This window comes from Nocardioides sp. NPDC057772 (assembly GCF_042798075.1).
Lineage (GTDB): Bacteria > Actinomycetota > Actinomycetes > Propionibacteriales > Nocardioidaceae > Nocardioides.
On sequence record NZ_JBHVKN010000078.1, the window covers coordinates 1 to 21,614 of the forward strand.

General features: G+C 70.8%; 22 protein-coding genes. 13 read left to right on the top strand and 9 right to left on the bottom strand.

Annotated elements, in window-relative coordinates; all coding sequences use genetic code 11:
• Window positions 1-47: 47 nt before the first annotated feature.
• Window positions 48-1,130, bottom strand: coding sequence for a DNA integrity scanning diadenylate cyclase DisA (disA, locus tag ACFVJS_RS14675; protein WP_165109407.1), 1,083 nt, complete (start codon window positions 1,128-1,130; stop codon window positions 48-50).
• An 88-nt stretch (window positions 1,131-1,218) separates the two neighbouring features.
• Complete coding sequence (gene radA, locus ACFVJS_RS14680; protein ID WP_378881297.1) at window positions 1,219-2,604, bottom strand: DNA repair protein RadA; 1,386 nt, start codon at window positions 2,602-2,604, stop codon at window positions 1,219-1,221.
• Between the two features lie 169 nt (window positions 2,605-2,773).
• Between radA and ACFVJS_RS14685 the strand changes: the two genes are divergently transcribed.
• Together ACFVJS_RS14685 and ACFVJS_RS14690 are read left to right on the top strand one after the other, a co-directional pair.
• The gene (locus ACFVJS_RS14685; RefSeq protein WP_378881299.1) at window positions 2,774-3,811 is read left to right on the top strand and encodes a LacI family DNA-binding transcriptional regulator; all 1,038 of its coding nucleotides are present in this window, start codon (window positions 2,774-2,776) and stop codon (window positions 3,809-3,811) included.
• A gap of 28 nt (window positions 3,812-3,839) precedes the next feature.
• Entirely contained in the window at window positions 3,840-5,000 is a 1,161-nt protein-coding gene (locus ACFVJS_RS14690; RefSeq protein ID WP_378881301.1) for an NAD(P)/FAD-dependent oxidoreductase, read from the top strand.
• 49 nt (window positions 5,001-5,049) lie between these two features.
• Here ACFVJS_RS14690 and ACFVJS_RS14695 read toward each other — a convergent pair whose 3' ends face one another.
• Both ACFVJS_RS14695 and ACFVJS_RS14700 read right to left on the bottom strand, forming a co-directional pair.
• Window positions 5,050-5,805 carry a D-Ala-D-Ala carboxypeptidase family metallohydrolase gene (locus ACFVJS_RS14695; RefSeq protein ID WP_378881304.1) on the bottom strand — a complete coding sequence of 252 codons (756 nt, stop codon included), beginning with the start codon at window positions 5,803-5,805 and terminating at the stop codon, window positions 5,050-5,052.
• A 99-nt stretch (window positions 5,806-5,904) separates the two neighbouring features.
• Window positions 5,905-6,633 carry an SDR family oxidoreductase gene (locus ACFVJS_RS14700; RefSeq protein WP_378881306.1) on the bottom strand — a complete coding sequence of 243 codons (729 nt, stop codon included), beginning with the start codon at window positions 6,631-6,633 and terminating at the stop codon, window positions 5,905-5,907.
• A gap of 101 nt (window positions 6,634-6,734) precedes the next feature.
• Here ACFVJS_RS14700 and ACFVJS_RS14705 point away from each other — a divergent pair, with 101 nt between their 5' ends.
• Window positions 6,735-7,592, top strand: coding sequence for a LysR family transcriptional regulator (locus tag ACFVJS_RS14705; protein ID WP_378881309.1), 858 nt, complete (start codon window positions 6,735-6,737; stop codon window positions 7,590-7,592).
• Window positions 7,593-7,601: 9 nt separating this feature from the next.
• Here ACFVJS_RS14705 and ACFVJS_RS14710 read toward each other — a convergent pair whose 3' ends face one another.
• The 4 genes from ACFVJS_RS14710 to sigJ form a co-directional block, all read right to left on the bottom strand.
• Window positions 7,602-8,387 (bottom strand): class I SAM-dependent methyltransferase, encoded by a 786-nt coding sequence (locus tag ACFVJS_RS14710; protein WP_378881311.1) that lies wholly within the window; start codon window positions 8,385-8,387, stop codon window positions 7,602-7,604.
• A complete protein-coding gene (locus ACFVJS_RS14715; RefSeq protein ID WP_378881314.1) occupies window positions 8,312-8,968 on the bottom strand; it encodes a VOC family protein in 657 nt (218 codons plus the stop codon). The genes ACFVJS_RS14710 and ACFVJS_RS14715 overlap by 76 nt, the downstream gene beginning before the upstream one ends.
• Window positions 8,969-9,046: 78 nt before the next feature.
• On the bottom strand, window positions 9,047-9,808 hold the full coding sequence (locus ACFVJS_RS14720) for a hypothetical protein (protein ID WP_378881316.1): 762 nt from the start codon (window positions 9,806-9,808) through the stop codon (window positions 9,047-9,049).
• Window positions 9,809-9,844: 36 nt separating this feature from the next.
• Entirely contained in the window at window positions 9,845-10,732 is an 888-nt protein-coding gene (gene sigJ, locus ACFVJS_RS14725; protein WP_378881318.1) for an RNA polymerase sigma factor SigJ, read from the bottom strand.
• A gap of 142 nt (window positions 10,733-10,874) precedes the next feature.
• Here sigJ and ACFVJS_RS14730 point away from each other — a divergent pair, with 142 nt between their 5' ends.
• From ACFVJS_RS14730 to ACFVJS_RS14750, 5 genes are all read left to right on the top strand, one after another.
• Window positions 10,875-11,465, top strand: coding sequence for an NADPH-dependent FMN reductase (locus ACFVJS_RS14730; RefSeq protein WP_378881321.1), 591 nt, complete (start codon window positions 10,875-10,877; stop codon window positions 11,463-11,465).
• On the top strand, window positions 11,462-11,890 hold the full coding sequence (locus ACFVJS_RS14735; protein ID WP_378881322.1) for a YybH family protein: 429 nt from the start codon (window positions 11,462-11,464) through the stop codon (window positions 11,888-11,890). The genes ACFVJS_RS14730 and ACFVJS_RS14735 overlap by 4 nt, the downstream gene beginning before the upstream one ends.
• 163 nt (window positions 11,891-12,053) lie before the next feature.
• Window positions 12,054-13,316, top strand: coding sequence for an MFS transporter (locus ACFVJS_RS14740; RefSeq protein ID WP_378881324.1), 1,263 nt, complete (start codon window positions 12,054-12,056; stop codon window positions 13,314-13,316).
• Between the two features lie 69 nt (window positions 13,317-13,385).
• A complete protein-coding gene (locus tag ACFVJS_RS14745) occupies window positions 13,386-14,342 on the top strand; it encodes a Ppx/GppA family phosphatase (RefSeq protein ID WP_378881325.1) in 957 nt (318 codons plus the stop codon).
• Window positions 14,343-14,352: 10 nt separating this feature from the next.
• A complete protein-coding gene (locus ACFVJS_RS14750; protein WP_378881327.1) occupies window positions 14,353-15,123 on the top strand; it encodes a sugar phosphate isomerase/epimerase family protein in 771 nt (256 codons plus the stop codon).
• A gap of 123 nt (window positions 15,124-15,246) precedes the next feature.
• On the opposite strand, the gene ACFVJS_RS14755 is transcribed toward ACFVJS_RS14750, so the two are convergent.
• Window positions 15,247-16,452 carry an MFS transporter gene (locus ACFVJS_RS14755; RefSeq protein WP_378881329.1) on the bottom strand — a complete coding sequence of 402 codons (1,206 nt, stop codon included), beginning with the start codon at window positions 16,450-16,452 and terminating at the stop codon, window positions 15,247-15,249.
• Window positions 16,453-16,526: 74 nt separating this feature from the next.
• Here ACFVJS_RS14755 and ACFVJS_RS14760 point away from each other — a divergent pair, with 74 nt between their 5' ends.
• The 5 genes from ACFVJS_RS14760 to ACFVJS_RS14780 form a co-directional block, all read left to right on the top strand.
• Window positions 16,527-17,717, top strand: a complete 1,191-nt coding sequence (locus ACFVJS_RS14760; protein WP_378881331.1) for a heparan-alpha-glucosaminide N-acetyltransferase domain-containing protein — start codon at window positions 16,527-16,529, stop codon at window positions 17,715-17,717.
• Window positions 17,718-17,726: 9 nt separating this feature from the next.
• Window positions 17,727-18,323, top strand: coding sequence for a TetR family transcriptional regulator (locus tag ACFVJS_RS14765; RefSeq protein WP_378881333.1), 597 nt, complete (start codon window positions 17,727-17,729; stop codon window positions 18,321-18,323).
• A 45-nt stretch (window positions 18,324-18,368) separates the two neighbouring features.
• Window positions 18,369-19,082, top strand: a complete 714-nt coding sequence (ccmA, locus tag ACFVJS_RS14770; RefSeq protein ID WP_378881335.1) for a heme ABC exporter ATP-binding protein CcmA — start codon at window positions 18,369-18,371, stop codon at window positions 19,080-19,082.
• Window positions 19,083-19,161: 79 nt separating this feature from the next.
• Window positions 19,162-19,899, top strand: coding sequence for an ABC transporter permease (locus tag ACFVJS_RS14775; RefSeq protein ID WP_378881336.1), 738 nt, complete (start codon window positions 19,162-19,164; stop codon window positions 19,897-19,899).
• A gap of 259 nt (window positions 19,900-20,158) precedes the next feature.
• A partial coding sequence (locus ACFVJS_RS14780) for a molybdopterin oxidoreductase family protein (protein ID WP_378881339.1) occupies window positions 20,159-21,614 on the top strand: 1,456 nt, incomplete at its 3' end.

The following is a 21,614-nucleotide window of genomic DNA, read 5'->3' on the forward strand; positions in this document are numbered from 1 at the left end:
GACCGGGCTGACGCTTCGGCCGACCGGGCTGACGCCTCGGCGAGGGGTCAGACGTAGCGCTCGAGGATGGTCGACTCGGCGAGGCGGGAGAGGCCCTCGCGGACCGAGCGGGCGCGGAGTTCGCCGACGCCCTCGACGGCCTGGAGGTCGTCGACGCTGGCGGAGAGGAGCTTCTGCAGGGTGCCGAAGTGGTCGACGAGGCGGTCGACGACGGCAGGTGGGAGCCGGGGGACCTTCGCGAGCAGGCGGTAGCCGCGCGGGGCGACGGCGCCGTCCAACGCGTCCGACGTGGTCAGACCCAGGACACGGGCGGTGGCGGCGGGATCGACCAGCTCGGCCGAGTTGAGCGCCTCGAGCTCGGCGAGGAGCTCCTCGGGCGAACGCGCGCGACGGCCGCGGGGGAGGTAGTCGCGGATGACCATCTCGCGCTCGGCGTCGACGCCGGTGATGAGCTCCTCCAGCTGGAGGGAGAGCAGCCGGCCGTCGGTGCCGAGCTCGAGCACGTAGTCCTCGATCTCGCGGGCGATGCGGGTCACCATCTCCAGGCGCTGGGCCACCACGGCCACGTCGCGCACGGTCACCAGGTCCTCGATCTCCAGCGCCGACAGGGTGGAGGCCACCTCGTCGAGCCGCAGCTTGTAGCGCTCCAGGGTCGCCAGCGCCTGGTTGGCGCGGGAGAGGATCTGGCCGGAGTCCTCCAGGACGTGGCGGGTCTCTCCGACGTACGCAGCGATGATCTGCATCGACTGGGACACCGAGATCACCGGGTGACCGGTCTGCTTCGCGACCCGGTCGGCGGTGCGGTGGCGGGTGCCGGTCTCGGTCGAGGGGATGGTGTGGTCGGGCATCAGGTGGACCGCGGCCTGCACGATGCGGCTCAGCGAGTCGTCGACGATGATCGCCCCGTCCATCTTGGCGAGCTCGCGCAGACCGGTGGAGGTGAACGGCACGTCCAGCGTGAAGCCACCGGTCGAGATGGCGTCGACCATCTTGTCGTGGCCGAGCACGATCAGCGCGCCGGTGCGGCCGCGAAGGATGCGCTCGAGCCCGTCACGCAGCGGTGTTCCGGGCGCGATCAGAGCGAGCGTCTCGCGCAGTCGGATGGAGTCCGCGGTGCGTTCGGCGGGCACGGGAATCCTTTCGGAGTGGGATGGGGTGATTCTAACCGTGGATCCAACCGTAATGCCGAGAACGTGCGGCCACGAGTCACCAAGCCGATCACGCCAAGCGGAGGAATTCCAGCGCACCACTGATGCTGTGCACCTCAAAGACACGCATCCCGTCGACATCGCGCTCATTGGGGCGATTGGGTACGGGTGTCCCCGGGTCGGCGGGGACGACCGCGACCGTGAACCCCAGCCGCGCCGCCTCGGAGAGCCGCTGGTCCAGGTCACGCACCCGGCGCAGCTCGCCTGCCAGGCCGATCTCGCCGAGCGCCACCACGCCGCGCGGCGTCGGAGTGCCGGTCTGGCTCGACGCGACCGCGAGCGCCATCGCCAGGTCGGCGGCGGGGTCGCTGATCCGGGCCCCGCCGACGGTCGAGGCGAACACGTCGCGACCCGAGAGGCCGACCCGCGCGTGGCGCTGCAGCACGGCGAGGATCATCGCGAGCCGGGAGCCGTCCAACCCCGAGGTCGTACGCTTCGCCCGCTCCTCCGCGCCCAGCACCGTCAGCGCCTGGATCTCGGCGAGCAGCGGCCGACGACCCTCCATCGTCACGGTGACGCACGTGCCGGGGACCGAGACGTGGTGGGTCTCCACGAACAGCCCTGACGGGTCGGTGACCGCGACGATGCCCTCCGAGGAGAGGTCGAAGCAGCCCACCTCGTCGACCGGTCCGAAGCGGTTCTTCATCGCCCGCACCATCCGGAACCGGGAGTCGCGGGCACCCTCGAAGTGGAGCACCACGTCGACCAGGTGCTCGAGCACCCGGGGGCCGGCGATCGCACCGTCCTTGGTGACGTGGCCGACGACGACCGTGGTGATGTTGCGGGTCTTCGCGACCCGGATCAGCGCCGCCGCGACCTCGCGGACCTGGGTCACGCCACCCGGGACCCCCTCGACCCCGGAGGCGCCGATGGTCTGCACGGAGTCGACCACGATCAGCTCGGGCCGGGTCTCCTCGATGTGGGTCAGCACGGCGCCGAGGTCGGTCTCGGCGGCGAGATAGAGCTCGTCCTGGATCGCGTTGGTCCGGTCGGCCCGCAGCCGCACCTGCGAGGCGGACTCCTCACCGGTCACGTACAGCGCGCGGCGTCCGTAGCGGGCCGTCTGCGCCGCCACCTCGAGCAGCAGCGTCGACTTCCCGACGCCCGGCTCGCCGGCCAGCAGGATCGCGGCACCCGGCACCAGCCCGCCGCCGAGCACGCGGTCGAGCTCCGGCACCCCCGACGTACGCCGCTCCGACTCGGTCACCGACACCGTGCCGATCGGCACTGCCGCGGTGGAGACAGGGGCTGCTGGCGTACGTCCGATCGGGGCCGCCGTCTCGGCGACCGACCCCCAGGCCTGGCACTCGCCGCAGCGACCGACCCACTTCCCGGTCTCCCAGCCGCACTCCGAGCAGCGGTAGGTGGCGCGTTTGGACGAGCGAGCGGTAGCCATGGCCAGCAACCTAGACCACAGCACCGACATCCGAGCGGGTCGAGCAGCACTCGCCGCGATGTTCCAGCACCGACGCGAGATGGGCCCGATAGCATCCCATGCGGCCAGCAGTCGTTACCATGGCTTGGAACGATCCAGAGTTTCACATCGGCATCAAGGGAGGCAGAGCGTGGCGGTGCCGCGTTCCGGCGGTCATATCTCGGCCGCTCCGCCGACCCTCGCCGACGTCGCGGAGCTGGCCGGCGTGTCCCGGCAGACGGTGTCCAACGCGGTCAACAATCCCGACCTGCTGCGTGCGGACACCCTGGCCAGGGTGCAGGACGCGATCGACAAGCTCGGCTACCAGCCCAACCGGGCGGCGCGCAGCCTTCGCACGCGAGCAAGTCATCTGATCGGACTCAGGATGCCAGCCCTCCAGGAGGGCACGGCCAACGCGATGATGGACCGGTTCGTCCACACCTTCGTGGAGGCAGCGGCCGAAGCCGGCTATCACGTGCTCCTCTTCCACGGCGACCCCGCCGACCCGCTCGACGGCTACGACGAGCTGCTCCGCTCGACCGCGGTCGACGCGTTCGTGGTGACCGACACCCACCTCGGCGGCCAGCAGACGACCTGGCTGCAGTCCCGCCGGGCGCGGTTCGTCTCCTTCGGGCGACCCTGGACCCAGCCCGACGCCAAGCACCCCTGGGTCGACGTCGACCTTGCCTACGGTGCCGAGATCGCCACCGAGCACCTGATCGAACGCGGACACTCCAAGATCGCGTGGATCGGCTGGCACAAGGACTCCCTTCTCGGCGAGGAGCGGCGCAGCGGGTGGATCCACGCGATGCACACCCACGGCCTCTCCACCACTGGCCTGGCCTCGCGCACCGAGGACTCGATCAGCTCGGGCAAGGCCGCCGCCGACGCGATCCTCGACGAGACCCAGCCGACCGCGCTGGTCTGTGCCTCCGACACCCTCGCCATGGGTGTCCTCCACTCGCTCTTCGAGCGGCGCCTGCGGCTCGGCGAGGATGTCGCGGTGGTCGGTTTCGACGACTCCCAGGTCGCGCAGACGGTGCCGCCGGGCATCACGTCCGTACGTCCTCCGCTGGAGGAGGCCGCGCGCGAGCTGGTCAAGGCGCTCGAGGAGCTGCTCGCCACCCCGTCCTACGCAGCCCCGGGTGTGATGCTGAAACCCGCCCTGACGGTCCGAGGGTCTTCATAGACGCTCCGATCCGCGCGACGATGGCGTCATGGGAACTGAGGAGATCGTCGTCATCGGTGCTGGTCTCGCGGCCGTCAGCGCCATCGAAGCCCTTCGCGACGAGGGGTACGCCGGCCGCCTGACCCTGGTGGGTAAGGAGCCGGAGCTGCCCTATGAGCGTCCGCAGCTCTCCAAGGACTTCCTCTCCGGCGCCAAGGAGTTCAAGCTCTCCCACGACAAGGAGTGGTACGCCGAGAAGGACGTCACCGTCCTGACCGGCGCGACGGCGACCGCCCTGAACCTGGACGCCGGGACCGTCACGCTCGACAACGGCGAGGAGCTGCCCTTCGGCACCCTGCTCCTGGCCACCGGTGCCGACCCGAAGATCCCGCCGATCCCCGGCATCGAGCACGCCATGACCCTCCGCACCGTCGACGACGCCCGCCGCCTCAAGGATGCGGTCCAGCCCGGCACCCGGGTGGTCATGGTCGGCGGCGGCTGGATCGGGCTCGAGGTCGCGGCGTCGGTCACCGCGCTCGGCGGGCAGGCGGTCGTGCTGGAGGCCGCCGCGCAGCCGTTGCGCGGCGTCCTCGGTCCGACGCTCGGCGAGCACGTCGCCGCCCTCCACACTCGCCACGGCGTCGAGGTCCACACCGGCACCACCGTCGAGGCGATCGAGCCGGGAGCCGTACGCACCAGCGCCGGTGAGATCCCCGCCGACATCGTGCTCGTCGCCGTCGGGGCGGCACCGGCTACGGAACTGGCCGCGGACGCCGGCCTCGAGGTCGGCGACGGCGTCGTGGTCGACGAGCGGCTGCGTACGTCTGATCCTCGGGTCTTCGCGGCAGGCGACGTCGCGCTGGCGAAGCACACCGTGCTCGGGCCGATCCGCGTCGAGCACTGGGACAACGCGATCAAGCAGGGCCGCCTCGCGGCCCGGACGATGCTGGGCAAGGACGGCGCCTACGACTGGCAGCCCTACTTCTTCACCGACCAGTTCGAGTTCTCGATGGAGTACGTCGGCCACTCCGCGCCCGAGGACGAGGTGCTGCTCCGCGGCAACACCGAGGGCGACGAGTTCATCGCCTACTGGCAGCGCGGTGCGACCGTGACCGCCGCGATGAACGTGGGGATCTGGGACGTCAACGACAAGCTCCGCGAGCTGGTCGGGACCGATGCCGATCCCGACCAGCTCACCGAGTCACCCTGAGCACCTCAGAAGCAGCTCAGAAGCAGCTCAGAAGCAGCTCAGAAGCAGCTCAGAAGCACTGCGAGGCGCTGTGGTAGACGCTCGACTGGATGCCGAGGTGGACGTGGTCGCTGTGGTCGGGGTAGCCCGGCCCGAGCACCTGCGGGAACGACTGGCGTGAGGCACGCGCGATGCCGCACATGGTCGTTGCGCTGCTGCCGGGCACCAGGTCCATCGCCCGGCCGTAGAGGTGGTTGCTGTTGGAGGCTCCGCCGACCTGGTCGTTGCACGCCTTGGAGCGGTAGGCCGAGGTCACCCGCAGCGGGTTGTCACCGAGTCGGTGCCGGATCGCCTCGGCGCGCCACATGGCCTGCATCAGGTTGGCCTTGACCTGCGTGATCGTCACGCCGGAGATCGGCGTCGGCCAGCCTCCGTAGCAGACGTCGTCGACCTCGCTCCACGAGAAGTGGATCGGGGTGCAGTCGTCGTCCTGGAGCGCGTAGATCTTGTTGAACGTGTTCGCGCCCGCGACTCCGTCGGCGGCGAGCCCGTAGGCGGCCTGGAAGTTGCGGACCGCGGTCGTCGTCGCCGGGCCGTAGGACCCGTCGATCGAGAAGACCGTGCCGGTGGCCGCCCATCCGGCGACCCGGATCTGCAGCTGGGTGACCGCATTGCCCGTGGACCCCTGCTGGAGCGTGCCGCTCCAGGTGTAGCAGGCGTCGGCCTGAGCGGGTGCGGCCGTGGAGGTGATGGCGACCAGGCTGGTCGCCAGCGTGACGAGGAGGGAACCGATGACCGTGCCGAGGCGGCGTGGGGTGAGGCGCATCTGTGGAGCTCCTATCTTCCGAGAGGTCCGAGAGGACCCGAGTCGCTTCCTAGAGTGGCCTCCTTTGACGTCGTGTACTTGGATTTCGCGTGAATGTAATCACCAGGGAATGGGGCCGGCGTCCTCGAAGTAGCCGCCGGTCGGGCCGTCGTCGGGCAGGGTCGCGAGGCTGATCGCGATCCGGGCGCCCTCCTCCGGCGTGCGTACGCCGCGGAAGCCGTTCAGGTCGGTGGCCACGAACCCGGGGCAGCCGAGATTGATCAGGATGTTCGTGTCACGCAGCTCCTTGGCGTACTGGATCGTGACGGCGTTGAGGTAGGTCTTGGTCGGGCTGTACGCCGCCGAGATCGGCCCCACGGCCAGCGGGTCGTCGGTCGCCGTCTGCCGGGCGAGGGAGCCGACGCCGCTGGACATGTTGACGATCCGCGGCGATGCCGACCGTCGCAGCAGCGGCAGCATCGCGTTGGTGACCCGGACGACGCCGAAGACGTTGGTCTCGACCGCGACTCGCATCTGGTCGATCGAGATCTCGGTCGGGTACTGCGGCATGCCGCCGGTGACGCCGGCGTTGTTGACGAGTACGTCCAGTCCGCCCTGCTCCTCCAGAAGCCGCGCCGCGGCGGCGACGCTGGCATCGTCGGTGACGTCCAGCGGCACCCCGAAGGCGTCGACGCCGTTCGCGCGCAGCTTCTCCACCGCCGCCTCGCGACGGGCCTGGTCGCGGGCGCCGACACCCACCTTCCAGCCACGCGCGCCGAGGCCCGCGGCGATCTCGTAGCCGATTCCCTTGTTGGCGCCGGTGACCAGCGCGATCGTGTTCTCGCTCATGTCCTCCAGCCTGGCCAGGGTCCACGGAACACTCCAATATCACCTCGGTCGCCACCAATACCGCCCAGGTATGTTCCCAGGTCGGAGCTAGGGTTGAGACCATGGAGACCCGGGAGCTTCGCTATTTCGTCGCGGTCGCCGAGGAGCTTCACTTCAGCCGCGCGGCGGCTCGTCTCGGGATCGCTCAGCCGCCGCTGTCACGCGCGATCAGCCGGCTCGAGCGACGCCTGGGTGGCCCGCTGCTCGAACGCAACAGCCGCGGCGTCACGCTCACCGACGCCGGCCGGGTGCTCCTCGCCGAGGCCCGCGCCGCCCTCGACGCGGTCGACGCGGCCGAGCGCCGCACCCGCCGCGCCACCGGCGACGGGGCCGAGCCGGGCCTGGTCCTGGTCTCCAAGGCGGGCGCCGCGACGGAGCTGCTGACCAAGCTGCTCGACGCCTACGCCGCCGAGCCGGGGTCGGTGAGGGTCGAGGTCGACCTGTGCGGCATCGGGGAGCAGGGGCCGCGGCTGCGCGACGGCCGGGCTGACGTCGCGCTGCTGCATCTCCCGTTCGACTCGGTCGACGGACTCGACTCCGAAGAGCTGCTCACCGAGGGGCAGGTCGCTGTTCTGCCGTCCAGCCACCCCTGGGCGACGCGCTCGGAGCTGACCCTCGCCGAGCTGGACCGCATCCCGAGACTCCCGCCGATGCGCTGGCCGACGGGCGAAGGCGCCAAGAATGGTCACAGTGCCGACGGCCCCGGACCGGAGGTCCGCGACTCGGCGCAGCTCTATCAGCTGGTCGGGCTCGGCCGGGCGTACGCGCTTCTTCCGGAGTCCGCGCGCGCCGAGCAGTATCACGGCATCGCCACCGTCCCGGTCTCGGACGCCCCCGAGGTCACCACGGTCATCGCCTGGCCGCAGCACAGCCGTTCGCTCGCCCTGGCCGCCCTGGTCCAGGCCGCGACCCGTCTCTAGCTCCGCTGATCAGAAGCGTTTCCACCAGAGGTTGACCGCGTAGTCGACGTACGTCCCCTGGTGTTCCTCGAGGATCGCGTCAGCGGTCGCGGGGTCGAACTCGATGCGGACGACCGCTTCCAGGTCGGCGCGCGAGCCGAAGGACCAGTCCATGTCGACGGAGACACGGGTCCAGCCGTGCATCGACCAGAACCGCTCCTGCTCGTCGGGCGGCGGGACCTTCGGGTAGCCGCGGCGGAACCAGTCACCGAAGGTCGAACGGGAGCCGTCGTTGTCGATCACCATCGCCACGCCCCCGCGGCGCATCACCCGGTCGAGCTCGCCGAGCCCCGGCTCGGAGCCGGGACCGAAGAAGTAGGCCCAGCGGGCATGCATCACGTCGACCGACGACGGCGGGAGCGGCAGCTGCTGCGCGACGCCGTTGTGGACGGCGACGTTCGTCAGGCGTTTGGTACGCCGCCGGGCCAGCGTCACGAGGTCAGGATGGGGCTCGATGCCGGTGACCGTGCGGGCTTCCTCGGCGAACCACGGCAGGTAGAACCCGGTGCCGCAGCCCAGGTCGAGCACGTCCCGTCCTGCCCAGGGCGCGACCTCGGCCATGGCGGCCCAGAGCCGGCCGTGCGGGTCGAGTGCACGGTTCTCGATCTCGTACGTCGCGGTGTGGTTCCAGATGTTGGGAGACGGGATCGCTCCCGTCGCCCCCGGCAGGTCGAGCCTGGTCAGATCCGGACCTCGCCGCGCGGCGTGACGAACTGAGCGGCCAGGAGACCGGGGGTGCCGTGCTCGGCGACCCACTCGATGTGAACGTTCTCGGCGGGCTTGCCGGTCCACGGGTCGACGCGTTCCTTCAGCTCGTCGCCGAGGTAGTCCTTGACCCGCTCGGGATCGCCGGAGATCTCCAGGCACGTCAGCGTGATGTCGGAGCCGGCGTTGCCGGGGTGGAGCTCGGGGGTCTCCCACTTGATGAAGTAGGGGAGCTGCGGGTCGGCGATCAGGCCGTTGATGCCGATCTGCTGCCAGTGGAGCTCACGGCCGTCGGGGAGGTGTCGGTTGCCGGGAACCGCCTTGCGGCCGAGCCGCTCCTCGATCGGCGTCATGTCGTCGACGCCGACGACGAAGCCGATCCAGCCGCCACCGAGGGCGGAGCGAGCCTTGACGGCCTGGCCGAACGGGGCCTTGTCGCTGGCCGGGTGCTCGAGCGCCTCGACGACCTCGAGGTAGAGGCCGCCACGCATCGGGAGGATGTAGTTGCGGGTGCCGAAGCGGGGGTGGACACCGCCGTCGACGAACTCCTGGCCGAGCAGCTCACCGAGCTGCTTGGCGGTCTGTACCAAGCCATCGGGTCCTGCAGCGTACGAAACATGGTCCAGGCGCATGTAACGATTCTGAACTCTCCCTGAGAGAGAAACCAATCCAGGGTCGCAATCTCTTGATGTCGAGATACACCCGGGGGTTCAGCGCGGGCTCGCGGGATGGAGGGCAAGGGCGGACCGCGACCGGACATGCGCCTCGCAGTGGCGGACGAGCTCGGCGTACGCCGCCTTGCCCATCAGCTCGGTGAGCTCGGCCTGGTTGGTGATGTAGACGGGCTCGACGGCGACGTGGGCCTCGGTGTTGCCGGAGCAGTACCAGTCGAGGTCGTGGCCGCCGGGACCCCAGCCGCGCCGGTCGTACTCGGTGATCGTCACCTCGGTGTAGGTCGTCCCGTCGGTGAGCTCGACGTCCCGGAACGTACGCCGGATCGGCAGCTGCCAGCACACGTCGGGCTTCGTCTCGAAGTGCTCCCTGCCCTCCTTCGCGGCCAGGATGTGCAGCGCACAGCCCGATCCGCCGGGGAAGTCCGGCCGGTTCGCCAGGACGCACGACTCCTGCCCACGGAACTCGGTGACGCGGGTCTTCCGCTCGCCGTCGTCGTCGAGCTCGACCCAGTCGTCGGTCGTGACCGCACGGCCCGGGTGCTGTTCCCAGATCTCCGGCGTCAGCTCGGCGACGAAGCCCGCGGTCCGGGACTCGTCCTCGTCGTCCGCGAAGTGTGCGCCGAGCGTGCAGCACCCCACGTCCGGCGAGCTCTCGAACATCCCCGGGCAGCCGTTGCCGAAGATGCACGAGTAGGCCGACGTCAACCAGGTCAGGTCGCATCGCATCCGCTCGTCGGGGTCGTCGGGGTTGACGAACTCCACCCACGCGCGCGGGAAATCCAGGGGTACCTCAGGCACCTCGCAAGCCTACGTGGTCCGTCGGCGCCGGGACGTTCACCGTGCGCTCCACGGACGCAGCTTCTCCGGGTTGCGTACGGCCCAGATGCGGGTGATGCGGCCGTCGGCGACGTCGAAGGCGTAGACCGAGACGGTGACGCCGTCGACCTGGCCGACGAGGCCGGGCTGGCCGTTGACGAGGCACTCGTGGAGCGTCACCGACGGGGCGCGGGCGGCGATCTCCATCCACGCGCCGGCGATCTGCTCGGCGCCGCTGATCGGCTCGAGGAAGGCCAGGGCGCGGCCGCCGCCGTCGGCGGTGGCGACCGCCTGCGGGTCGAGCAGGCCGACGAGCGCCTCGATGTCGTGGGACTCCCAGGCCTGCTTGAAGCTGCGGACCAGGTCGGCGCGCTCGGTGGCCGAGCGGTCGCGGGAGGTGTCGATGCGGCGGCGGGCGTTGGAGGCGAGCTGGCGGCAGGCGGCCGGGGTGCGTCCGACGATGTCGGCGATCTCGGGGAAGGTGAAGCGGAAGATGTCGTGCAGGACGAAGGAGACCCGCTCGGCAGGGGTCATCGAGTCCAGCACCACCAGGAACGCCATGCTGATCGACTCGTCCAGGGTGACCCGGTCGGCGGGATCGGCCGGCGCCGACCCGGTGTCGAGCCAGCCGCCCGGCACCGGCTCCGGGATCCAGTCGCCCACGTAGTGCTCCCGCCGGGCCCGTGCGGAGCCGAGCAGATCGAGGCAGATCCGGCTGGCGACCGTCGTCATCCAGGCGCCGGGGTTGTCGATCGCCTCCCGCTGCTGCTCGGTGAGTGCGTACCAGCGGGTGTAGGTCTCCTGCGCCACGTCCTCGGCCTCGGCGAGCGAGCCGAGCAGGCGGTAGGCGAGGTTGACGAGCTGGCGGCGCTCACCGATCACCTCGGCGAGATGCGGGTCGGTCATGGCGGCTCCCTTCGGTCTGCATGTCTACAACCGGTCCGACGAAACAGCGACCCGATCTGTGAGACCGGCCTGACACTTCGGTCGCCTGCGTCGTCGGAGGGGCAGCACCACGAGAACACCACCGAGAACAAGGAGTCCGTACGTGACCAGCATCGGCATCATCATCGGCAGCACCCGCCCCCACCGCAACGGCCCACAGGTCGCCCGCTGGGTCCACGATCAGGCCTCGCACCGCGACGACGCGACCTTCGAGCTGATCGACCTGGTCGACCACCCGCTCCCGCACCTCGACGAGCCGTTCCCGCCGATGTTCGGGCCCTCGGCGAACCAGCACACCCGTGACTGGGCCGCGCGGATCGCCCCGTTCGATGGCTTCGTGATCGTGACCCCGGAGTACAACGGCGGCATGCCCGGCGTCCTGAAGAACGCCATCGACCACGCCTGCGCGGAGTGGACGAACAAGGCGGTCGGATTCGTCTCCTACGGAGTGAGCGGCGGTGCGCGGGCGGTCGCCCAGCTGCGTACGGTGTGCGGCACGCTCGGCATGGCCGACGTGAGCCGTCCGGTGGAGCTCTCGCTCTTCACCGACTTCGAGAACAACACCACCTTCGTGCCCGGCGACCGTTCCGCCGTCGCGCTGACCGCGATGCTGGATCAGGTCGTCGCATGGAGCACGGCGCTCGCGCCGCTGCGCGAGGGCGGCCTGGTCGGCGCCGAGGCAGCTCGCGCATGAGCGCGCAGGAGGCCGCGATCCGGCGGCAGATCGAGAAGGTCATCGACGGACTGCGGGCCAAGGATCTCGACGCCCTGCGGGAGGCGTACGCACCCGAGGTGGTGTCCTTCGACGTCGAGCCTCCGCTCCAGCACGTCGGGATCGAGGCGAAGCTCGCGAACTGGGCGAGGGTCTTCGAGGTCTTCGAGACCGTGGACTACGAGCTCCGGGACCTGACGCTGACGGTCGGCGGCGACGTGGCGTTCGGGTATGCGTTCGGCCGGCTCAGCGGCACCATGAGGAACGGTGTCACCACGTCCGGGATGTGGGTGCGGGTCACCTACGGGCTGCGCCGGATCGACGGCATCTGGCGGATCGTGCACGACCAGGTCTCGGTGCCCCTCGACATCCTCAGTGGCAAGGGGATGATCGACCTCGAACCGTGACGAAGACGACTCTGCGGCGATTCCGAAGGGGCGGGGCGAGCGGCGTATTCTTGTAGGTGCGGAGCGACCGCTCCGTTTCCATCGTGTGTATCACCTCGCGCTGGCCCCGCCGGCGGACCAAGGCGGCACAGAGCCGCGGTTCGCAGCGGGAGGTTCGAAAGAGATGTCAGAGCAGCGCGAGCAGAGTCTGGTGCGCGCCGTCGGAGGGACGTACTTCCCGCTCGCGCTGGTCGCGCGGCTGCCGTACGCGATGATGGTCGTCGGGGTCCTGACCCTGGTCGTCGCGGGTCGTGGCTCGCTGGCGCTCGGCGGTCTGAACTCGGCGATGGTCGGGATCGGTGCCGCGGTGTGCGGTCCGATCCTCGGTGCCGCCGTCGACCGGTTCGGCCAGCGCCGGGTGCTGCTGGTGATCAGCGTCGCCAGCAGCGCGGCGCTCGGCGCGATGGCCTGGGTCGTCTACAGCCCGCTGCCGGACGCGGCGGTGCTGGCCGTGGCGTTCCTCGTCGGCGCGACCGCCCCGCAGATCGCGCCGCTGTCGCGGTCCCGTCTGGTGGCGATCATCTCCGCGCACGTCGTCCCCGGGCGTCGCGTCCGGGTGCTCAACTCGACGATGGCCTACGAGTCCGCTGCCGACGAGATCGTCTTCATCGTCGGCCCCGTCGTCGCCGGCGTCCTCGCCGTGACGATCGACCCGTGGGCGCCGGTCGTCGCCGCTGCCGCGCTCACCCTCGTCTTCGTCTCCGCCTTCGCCCTGCACCCGAGCGCCGCGACGGCCCAGGCCTCTGCCGGGCGTACGCCGGTCGCCGGACCCGTGCGTGAGCTCGCCCGTCCGGGCGTTGTCGTCATCGTGGTCGGCATCCTCGGCGTCGGCCTCTTCTTCGGCTCGATGCTGACCTCGCTGACCGCGTTCATGGCCGACCACGGCCGCCCGGAGCAGGCGGGCCTGGTCTACGCCGCGATGGGCATCGGGTCGGCCGCGCTGGCCCTGGGTGTCGCCCTCTTCCCGGTGGGCTTCACCGCGGCCGCGCGCTGGCTGGTCTTCGGTGGCGTGATGCTCGCCGGCGCTCTCGCGCTGCCGGGCGTCTCCTCGGTGACCGGGATGGTGCTCGCGCTGCTCGTCATCGGCCTCGGCATCGGGCCGACCCTGGTCACCCAGTACGGCCTCGGCGCCCGCCGCAGCCCGGTCGGCCGCTCAGCCACCGTGATGACCATGCTCGGCTCCGCCGTCATCCTCGGGCAGTCGCTGGCGTCCGCGGTCACCGGCGACATCGCCGAGCGCTGGGGCACCGACGCCGCCCTGATCCTGCCGGCCGCCGCCGCGCTCGTGGTCGTGGTCGCCGGCGCCGTCAACGCCCGGATCGGGGAGCCTGCCGTCTCCGTTCCCGCCGCGAGCTCGGAGCGCGCCGCGGCCACGGCCGGGCGCTGACGTCGTCCGCACCGCGGGCTTTGGAACACTGCGTGCGCGCGGGGCGCCGCGGCGAAGTAGCGTAGACCCATGCGTCTGGGCGTACTCGACATCGGATCGAACACGGGACACCTGCTCGTGGTCGACGCCCACGGCGGGGCGGCCCCGCTGCCGGCGTTCTCGTTCAAGCAGCCGCTGCGGCTGGCGGAGCACCTCGACGACTCCGGCGACGTGACCGAGGCGGGGATCGAGGCGCTGACCGAGTTCACCCGCGAGTCCGTGAGGGTCGGGGAGGAGAAGGGCGTCTCGGAGATGCTGGCTTTCGCCACCTCGGCGGTGCGCGACGCCGGCAACTCGCAGCAGGTGCTCGACCACGTACATGCCGAGACCGGGATCGAGATCGAGGTGCTTCCCGGCGACGACGAGGCGCGGCTGACCTTCCTGGCCGTACGCCGCTGGTTCGGGTGGTCCGCCGGCCGGCTGGCCGTCTTCGACATCGGCGGCGGCTCGCTGGAGATCGCGGCCGGCCTGGACGAGCAGCCGTACGTCGCCTGGTCGCTGCCGCTGGGTGCGGGCCGGCTCGCGCGCACCTACTTCGGCGACCGGCCGGCCGAGGAGGAGCTGCGGGAGATGCGCCGGGTGATCCGCGCCTCGATCGCCGAGGACGCGGGCAGGATACTGCGCGGCGGACACCCCGACATGGCCGTGGCGACCTCGAAGACGTTCCGGTCCCTGGCGCGTATCTGCGGCGCCGCACCGAGCGGTGAGGGACTCCGGGTGCGCCGCGAGCTGCCCCTGGTCGAGCTGCGCCGCTGGATCCCGAAGCTGCTGGAGATGTCGCTCGAGGAGCTCTCGGAGCTGCCCGGGGTCAGCCCGTCGCGGGCTCACCAGATCGTGCCGGGTGCGCTGGTCGCCGAGGCGTGCCTCGACATCTTCGACCTCGAGGCCTTCGAGATCTGCCCGTGGGCGCTGCGTGAGGGGTTGATCCTCGACCGCCTCGACCACCTGTCCTTCATCGGCAGTTCCGACCTCGGAAGGTCCGAATAGGAGGCCCGCATTGATCTCGCTGTCGACATCGTCGACCTACCCGGAGTCGACTGCCCACGCCTTCTCGTACGCCGCGGAGGTGGGCTACGACGGGGTCGAGATCATGGTGGGCATCGACGCGCTCTCGCAGCAGACCCACGCGGTCAAACAGCTCGCCGAGCACCACGGCCTGCCGATCGTCGCGATCCACGCGCCGACGCTGCTGTTCACCCAGCAGGTCTGGGGCTTCGAGCCCTGGGGCAAGCTCGAACGGTCGGCCGAGATGGCCGCCGAGGTCGGGGCGGGGGTGGTCGTCGTACATCCGCCGTTCCGCTGGCAGCGCGAGTACGCGGCCGGGTTCGTCGAGGGGATCGCCACGCTGGAGCGTTCGACCGGGCTGCGGTTCGCGGTGGAGAACATGTACCCGTGGCGGGCGGCCAGGCGCTCGACGCCGATGTACCTGCCCCACTGGGACCCCTCGACCGAGGAGTACGCCAACACCACCATCGACCTCTCCCACGCCGCGATCGCGGGGGACGACGTCATCGAGATGGCCACGAGGCTCGGCTCACGGCTCCGCCACATCCACCTCACCGACGGCACCGGCTCGGCCAAGGACGAGCACCTCGTCCCCGGCCGCGGCCACATGGGCGCCGACAAGTTCCTGCGCCATCTCGCCGCCACCGGGTTCGAGGGCGAGATCGTCCTCGAGATCAACACCCGTCGCGCTCGTTCCCGCGCCGAGCGCGTCGCCGACCTCCGGGAGTCCCTCGAGTTCGCGCGGGAGCACTTCAAGCCCTGACCGGCTGGGATACCCGGTCGGCCGGGTATCCCTGGGCTGGACGGGCACTGAAACACCCACCAAGTCCACGAAGAGCCCGCCCAGTTCGCCCGCGCGTCTCACCATCCGACCGACGGGGACGGCTCAGTCGCGGGCGGCCAGCCAGGACCAGGTGAGCGAGGTCAGGGCGAGGACGAGGACGGCGCTGGCGACGCCCCACCAGCCGACGACGTACGCATAGCCCAGCAGCCAGCCGAACAGGCTCGAGCCGCCGTAGTAGAAGAGGTTGTAGAGGGCGCTGGCCTGGGCCTTGCCGACCTTCGCGCGGGCTCCGACCCAGCCCGAGGCGACGCCGTGGGCGCCGAAGAAGCCGGTGGTGAGGACGAAGAGACCCGTCAGGACCATCGCGAGGTTGTCGGGGAGGGTCATCACGACGCCGACGATCGTGATGACGACGCAGGTCAGCATGACCTTTCGCCGGCCGTGGGTGGCAGCCAGGCGGCCCGCCACCGAGGACGAGACCGTTCCGCCGAGGTAGGCGAAGAAGATCTGGCTGGAGATGGCCACCGGCAGCCCGAAGGGCTCGCGCTCGAGGCGGAACCCCAGATAGTTGTACGTCGCCACGAACCCGCCCATCAGCAGTGCCGCCTGCCCGTAGAGGACGAGCATGCCCGGGTCGCGGAGGTTGGCGAGCACCCCTTGGCGTACGGAGGTGGCCGGCCTGCCGGTCGGCCGGACCCAGCCCTGGGCGCGCGGGATCAAGGTGATGGCGACGATCGCGGCGATCGCCGAGAGGACGCCGCCGGCGGTGACGCCCAGCCGCCAGCCGCCGAGGTCGGCGAACGGACCGGTGATGACCCGGCCGAGGAGGCCGCCCACGGTGGTGCCGGAGATGTAGATGGCCGCGGCGAGGCTGACGTGGCGTACGTGGATCTCCTCGGCGAGGTAGGCGACCGCGAGGGCCGGTACGCCGCCGAGCGCGAGGCCCTCGAGGCTGCGCAGGACGAGGAGAGTGGTGAAACCAGGAGCGAGCGGGGTGAGCAGGCCGAGGACGAGGGATATCGAGAGCGCGATCTTCATCGCCGGTGCCCGGCCGATGCGGTCGGCCACCCAGGACCAGCCGAGCACGCTGACGGCGAGCCCGAGGGTCGCGGTGGAGACGGTGAGCGCGGCCGAGGCCTCGCTGACCTCGAGCGCGTGCGCGACGGTGGGCAGGATGCCCTGGGTGGAGTACATCTGCCCGAAGGTCGCGATCCCGGCGGCGAAGAGGCCGATCAGGATCCGCCGGTAGCCGCTGCTGCCGGCATCGTGCCCCACCCACGAGCGGGTCAGGGCGGTATCTACGGACATCGTTCCCACGGTAAAGCAGGTGTTGGGGGTGGGTGAACCCGCGGGCTGCGTGAGATATCTCTACTCTTGGGGCGATGTCCGCCCTCACCGATCGACTCTCGACGCGTCTCGTCGGTGTCGACGTGGCGCGGTGCCTGGCGCTGCTGGGCATGATGGCGACCCACGTGCTCGACCCGGTCGACGCGACCGGCGAGCTGACCAGGGTCCAGGCCGCGGCCGGCGGCCGGTCCGCGGCGCTCTTCGCCGTGCTCGCCGGGGTGAGCCTGGCGCTGATGACCGGCCGTCAGAACCCGGTGCGGGGCCGGGTGCTCGCGTCGCGGTCCGCCGGCTTGGCCGTGCGGGCGGTGCTGATCGCCGCGCTCGGGCTGGTGCTCGGCTCGCTCGGCACCGGCATCGCGATCATCCTGACCTACTACGGCGTGCTGTTCCTGATCGCGATCCCGTTCCTGGGGCTGCGGGCGCGGTGGCTGTGGCTGCTCGGTGTGGTCTGGATCGTCCTGGGACCGCTGTTGTCGCAGGTCGTCCGGCCGATGCTGCCGCCGCGACAGTTCGACAGCCCGGAGCCGTCCCAGCTGCTCGAACCGGGCCGCCTGCTCGCCGAGCTGCTCTTCACCGGCTACTACCCGGCCGTCCCGTGGCTGGCCTACCTGCTGATCGGGATGGCCGTCGGCCGCATCGACCTGCGCAACCGCAACCTGGTCACGATGCTCTGGACGGCCGGCGTCATCATCTCGGTCTCGGCCACCTGGCTGTCGGGAAGGCTGACCCGGTTGCCGTCGGTGGCCGAGGTGCTGCTGCGCGATTTTCCGGGGATGGACATCGACGGCGCGCTGACCTCGATGAGCCACGGCCTCTACGGGCAGACGCCGGTCGACGGCGGCTGGCAGTGGCTGCTGGTCGTGGCGCCGCACTCGTCGACGCCGTTCGACCTGGCGCAGACGATCGGCAGCTCGATGTTCGTGATCGGCGCGTGCCAGATGATCGCGCTCCGGCTTCCGTCCCGGTGGCGGGTCGGGATGGCGGTGCTCTTCGGCGCCGGCACGATGACCCTCACCCTCTACACGCTGCACGTGGTGATGAGGACCGATGCGGTCTGGCCGGCGGAGACGCCGGACACGTACGTCCTGCATGTGCTCGTCGTGCTGGCGATCGGCGCGCTCGTCACCGCCTGGGGACGCCCGGGACCGTTGGAATGGCTCGTCGGCCGCCCCGCGGCCTGGTTGCGCCGGACCGAGCCGCGTCGCGAGCCGAGGTACCCGGGTTAGCGTGCTCCCATGAGCACGACAGCACCGCGGCGGGGGCGCAGGCCCGGTTCGCCGGACACGCGGGCGGCGATCCTGGCGGTGGCTCGGCAGCGCTTCGCGCAGCACGGGTACGCCGCGACCTCCGTCCGCGGGATCGCGACCGCCGCCGGCGTCGACTCCGCCCTGGTGCACCACTACTTCGGCACCAAGGAGGACCTCTTCGTCGCCTCGCTGGAGCTGCGCGTCGACCCGCGGGAGATCGTGCCCGTGGTGGCCGCCGGAGGGCGCGACGGTGTGGGGGAGCGGCTCATCCGCCTGCTCCTGAGCGTCTGGGACGACGAGGAGTCCCGGCTTCCGCTGATGGCGTTGATGCGCAGCGCCTTCGAGCCCGAGGGGAAGGCTCTGGTGCCGGACGCCTTCGGCCGGCTGATCCTGGCTCCGGTCAGCGAGGCGCTCGACCTCGACGAGCCGGAGCGGCGGGTCACGCTGGTGGCCTCGCAGCTGGTCGGGCTCGTCGCGCTGCGCTACATCGCTCGCATCGAGCCGCTCGCCTCGGCGCCCGCGGAGACGCTGGTGGCGACGTACGCGCCGGTGGTGCAGGGCTATCTGACCGGGCCTTTGCCGTAGCGCCTCTTGCGCGCGGGGCGCCGTCGTGCCACATTTCATCATGTGATGAATAACGTGGTGGAGGTGTCCGGCCTCCGGGTCGTACGCGGGAAGCGCGAGGTCCTCCACGACCTCGACTTCTCCATCCGGGCAGGCGAGCTGACCGGCCTGCTCGGGCCCTCGGGCTGCGGCAAGACCACGCTGATGCGCGCGCTGGTCGGCGTCCAGGCGAAGGTGACCGGGAGCTTGATCGTGCATGGTGAGCCTGCGGGCTCCGCCTCGCTGCGCTCCCGGATCGGCTACGTCACCCAGGCCAGCAGCGTCTACGACGACCTGACGGTCACCGAGAACCTCCGCTTCTTCGCCAAGGTGCTCGGCGCGCCCGCGTCCTCGGTGACATCGGCGATCGAGACCGTGGACCTGGCGTCCCATGCCGACCAGGTCGTACGCGACCTCTCCGGCGGCCAGCGCTCCCGGGTCTCGCTCGCGGCGGCGCTGCTCGGCTCACCCTCGCTGCTGGTGCTCGACGAGCCGACGGTCGGGCTCGACCCGGTGCTGCGCGAGCAGCTCTGGGGCACCTTCCGGGCCTTGGCCGAGGCGGGTGCCGGGGTGATCGTGTCGAGCCACGTGATGGACGAGGCGGACCGGTGCGACCGGCTGCTGCTGATGCGCGAGGGCGCGATCCTCGCCGACGGCAGCCCGTCCGAGATCAAGCAGAAGGCCAACGCCGAGGACATCGAGCACGCCTTCCTGACGCTGGTGAAGGAGGCCGCGCGATGAGCGAGCGCCAGCGAGCGAACCAGACAATCAACACGCCGCCGCGTCCGTACTCTGGCGCTTGCGCTACGGAGGTGGCGGCGTGAGTCTGCGACGAACCCTCGCTGTCGCCGGGCGTGTGCTCGCCCAGGTCCGCCGCGACCACCGCACCCTGGTGATGCTGGTGGTGCTGCCGACGTTGCTGATGTCGTTGCTGTGGTGGATGTACGAGGATTCGCCCGCGCCGATCTTCGACCGGATCGGCCCGGCCCTGCTGGCGATCTTCCCGTTCATCGTGATGTTCCTGGTCACCTCGGTGACCACGCTCCGCGAACGCTCCTCGGGGACGCTCGAGCGGCTGCTGGCGATGCCGTTGGGCAAGGGCGACTTCCTGCTCGGCTACGCGCTCGCCTTCGGGCTGCTGGCCGCCGTCCAGTCGGGAGTCGCTGTCGTGGTGAGCGTCGGACTGCTCGGGCTGGAGATCACCGGCTCGGTCGCCCTGCTCGTGGTCGTCGCGATCGTCGACGCTGTCCTCGGCACCGCGCTCGGGCTGCTCGTCTCGGCCTTCGCCGCGACCGAGTTCCAGGCGGTGCAGTTCATGCCCGCGATCGTGGTCCCGCAGATCCTGCTGTGCGGGCTCCTGGTGCCGCGCGAGTCACTCCCCGGGGTGCTGGAGGCCATCTCCGACGTACTCCCGCTCTCCTACGCCGTCGATGCGATGACCCACCTGGTCACCTCCATCGAGACCGGTGACGTCTGGACGGATCTGGCCGTCGTCGGCGGGTTCGTCGTGGCCGGGCTCGCTCTCGGCTCGGCGACGCTGCGGCGGCGTACGCCCTGATAGCCGAGGCGTCGCCCGCGTCGGCCGAGACGTCGCTTGCGCTGGCCGAGACGTCGCTTGCGCTGGCCGAGACGGCACCGCCCTGCCGCCTCGGCCGACGGGACTGACGCCTCGGCCGACGTACGTGACGCTTCGGCAGGTGGGTTGTGAGGTGGTGAGCGGAAGTTGACGGAAGGGGTACGGAGAGCCGATCGGCGCGAAACGTTGACGCCGGAAGGTAGAGGTCGCCAGTCCCCGACCCGAAACGGTGTGAGTACGCGTGACCGACACCCACTGTCCTTACTGCAGCCTGCAGTGCGGGATGACCCTTTCGCGCAAAGGGCCCCGGCTGGAGGTCAGTGAGCGCTCGTTCCCGGTGAACGAGGGTGCACTCTGCCGCAAGGGATGGACGGCGGCAGGACTGCGCGGCAGCCGTGAGCGGCTGACCACGCCGATGGTGCGCGACCGGGCGACGGGGGAGTGGAGCGCAGCGACCTGGGACGAGGCGCTCGACCTGATCGCGGCGAAGCTCTCCGCCCTGCGAGACGAGCACGGTGCCGATGCCAACGCCGTCTTCGGTGGCGGTGGGCTGACCAACGAGAAGGCCTACCAGCTCGGGAAGTTCGCCCGAGTCGCCCTCGGCACCTCCCAGATCGACTACAACGGCCGCTGGTGCATGTCGTCCGCGGCCTCCGCGGGCAACCAGGCCTTCGGCGTCGACCGCGGGCTGCCGTTCCCGCTGGCCGACATCGAGCGGACCGACGTCTGCGTGCTCGTCGGCTCCAACCTCGCCGAGACGATGCCGCCGGCGGCCCGCCACCTCGACCGGCTTCGCGAGAACGGCGGCAAGGTCGTCGTCATCGACCCGCGGCTCACCCCGACCGGTGAGCGTGCCGACCTCTTCCTGCAGCCGGTCCCCGGCACCGACCTGCCCCTCGCCCTCGGTGTCCTGCACCTGCTCGACGCCGCCGGCGCGGTCGACGAGGACTACATCGCCGAGCGGACCACAGGCTTCGAGGACGTACGTCGTTCCGTGGCCGCCTGGTGGCCGGAGATGGTCGAGCGGGTCAGCGGGGTCGAGGCCGCGCAGCTGCGTGAGCTCGCCTCCCTGCTCGCGAACGCGGAGAAGGTGATGGTCCTGACCGCCCGCGGCGCCGAGCAGCACGCGCAGGGCACCGCGACCGTCCTGGCCTGGCTCAACGTCGCGCTCGCGCTCGGCATGCCCGGCAAGGCGTACGCCGGATACGGCTGCCTGACCGGCCAGGGCAACGGCCAGGGCGGCCGCGAGCACGGCCAGAAGGCGGACCAGCTCCCCGGTTACCGGATGATCGACGACCCCGCGGCCCGCGCGCACGTCGCTGCCGTCTGGGGTGTCGACCCGGAGACCATCCCCGGCAAGGGCCGCTCCGCCTACGAGCTGCTGGACGCGCTCGGCACCCCCGAGGGCCCCAAGAGCCTGCTCGTCTTCGGCTCCAACATCGTCGTCTCCGCCCCGAACGCCACCCACGTCACCGAGCGGCTGGCGTCGCTCGACCTGCTCGTGGTCGCCGACATGGTGATGAGCGAGACCGCGGCCCTGGCCGACGTGGTGCTGCCGGTGACCCAGTGGGCCGAAGAGACCGGCACCATGACCAACCTCGAAGGCCGGGTCATCCTGCGGCAGGCGGCGGTCACACCGCCGGACGGCGTACGTTCCGATCTGGATGTGATCGCGGGGCTGGCGGCTCGTCGCGGGG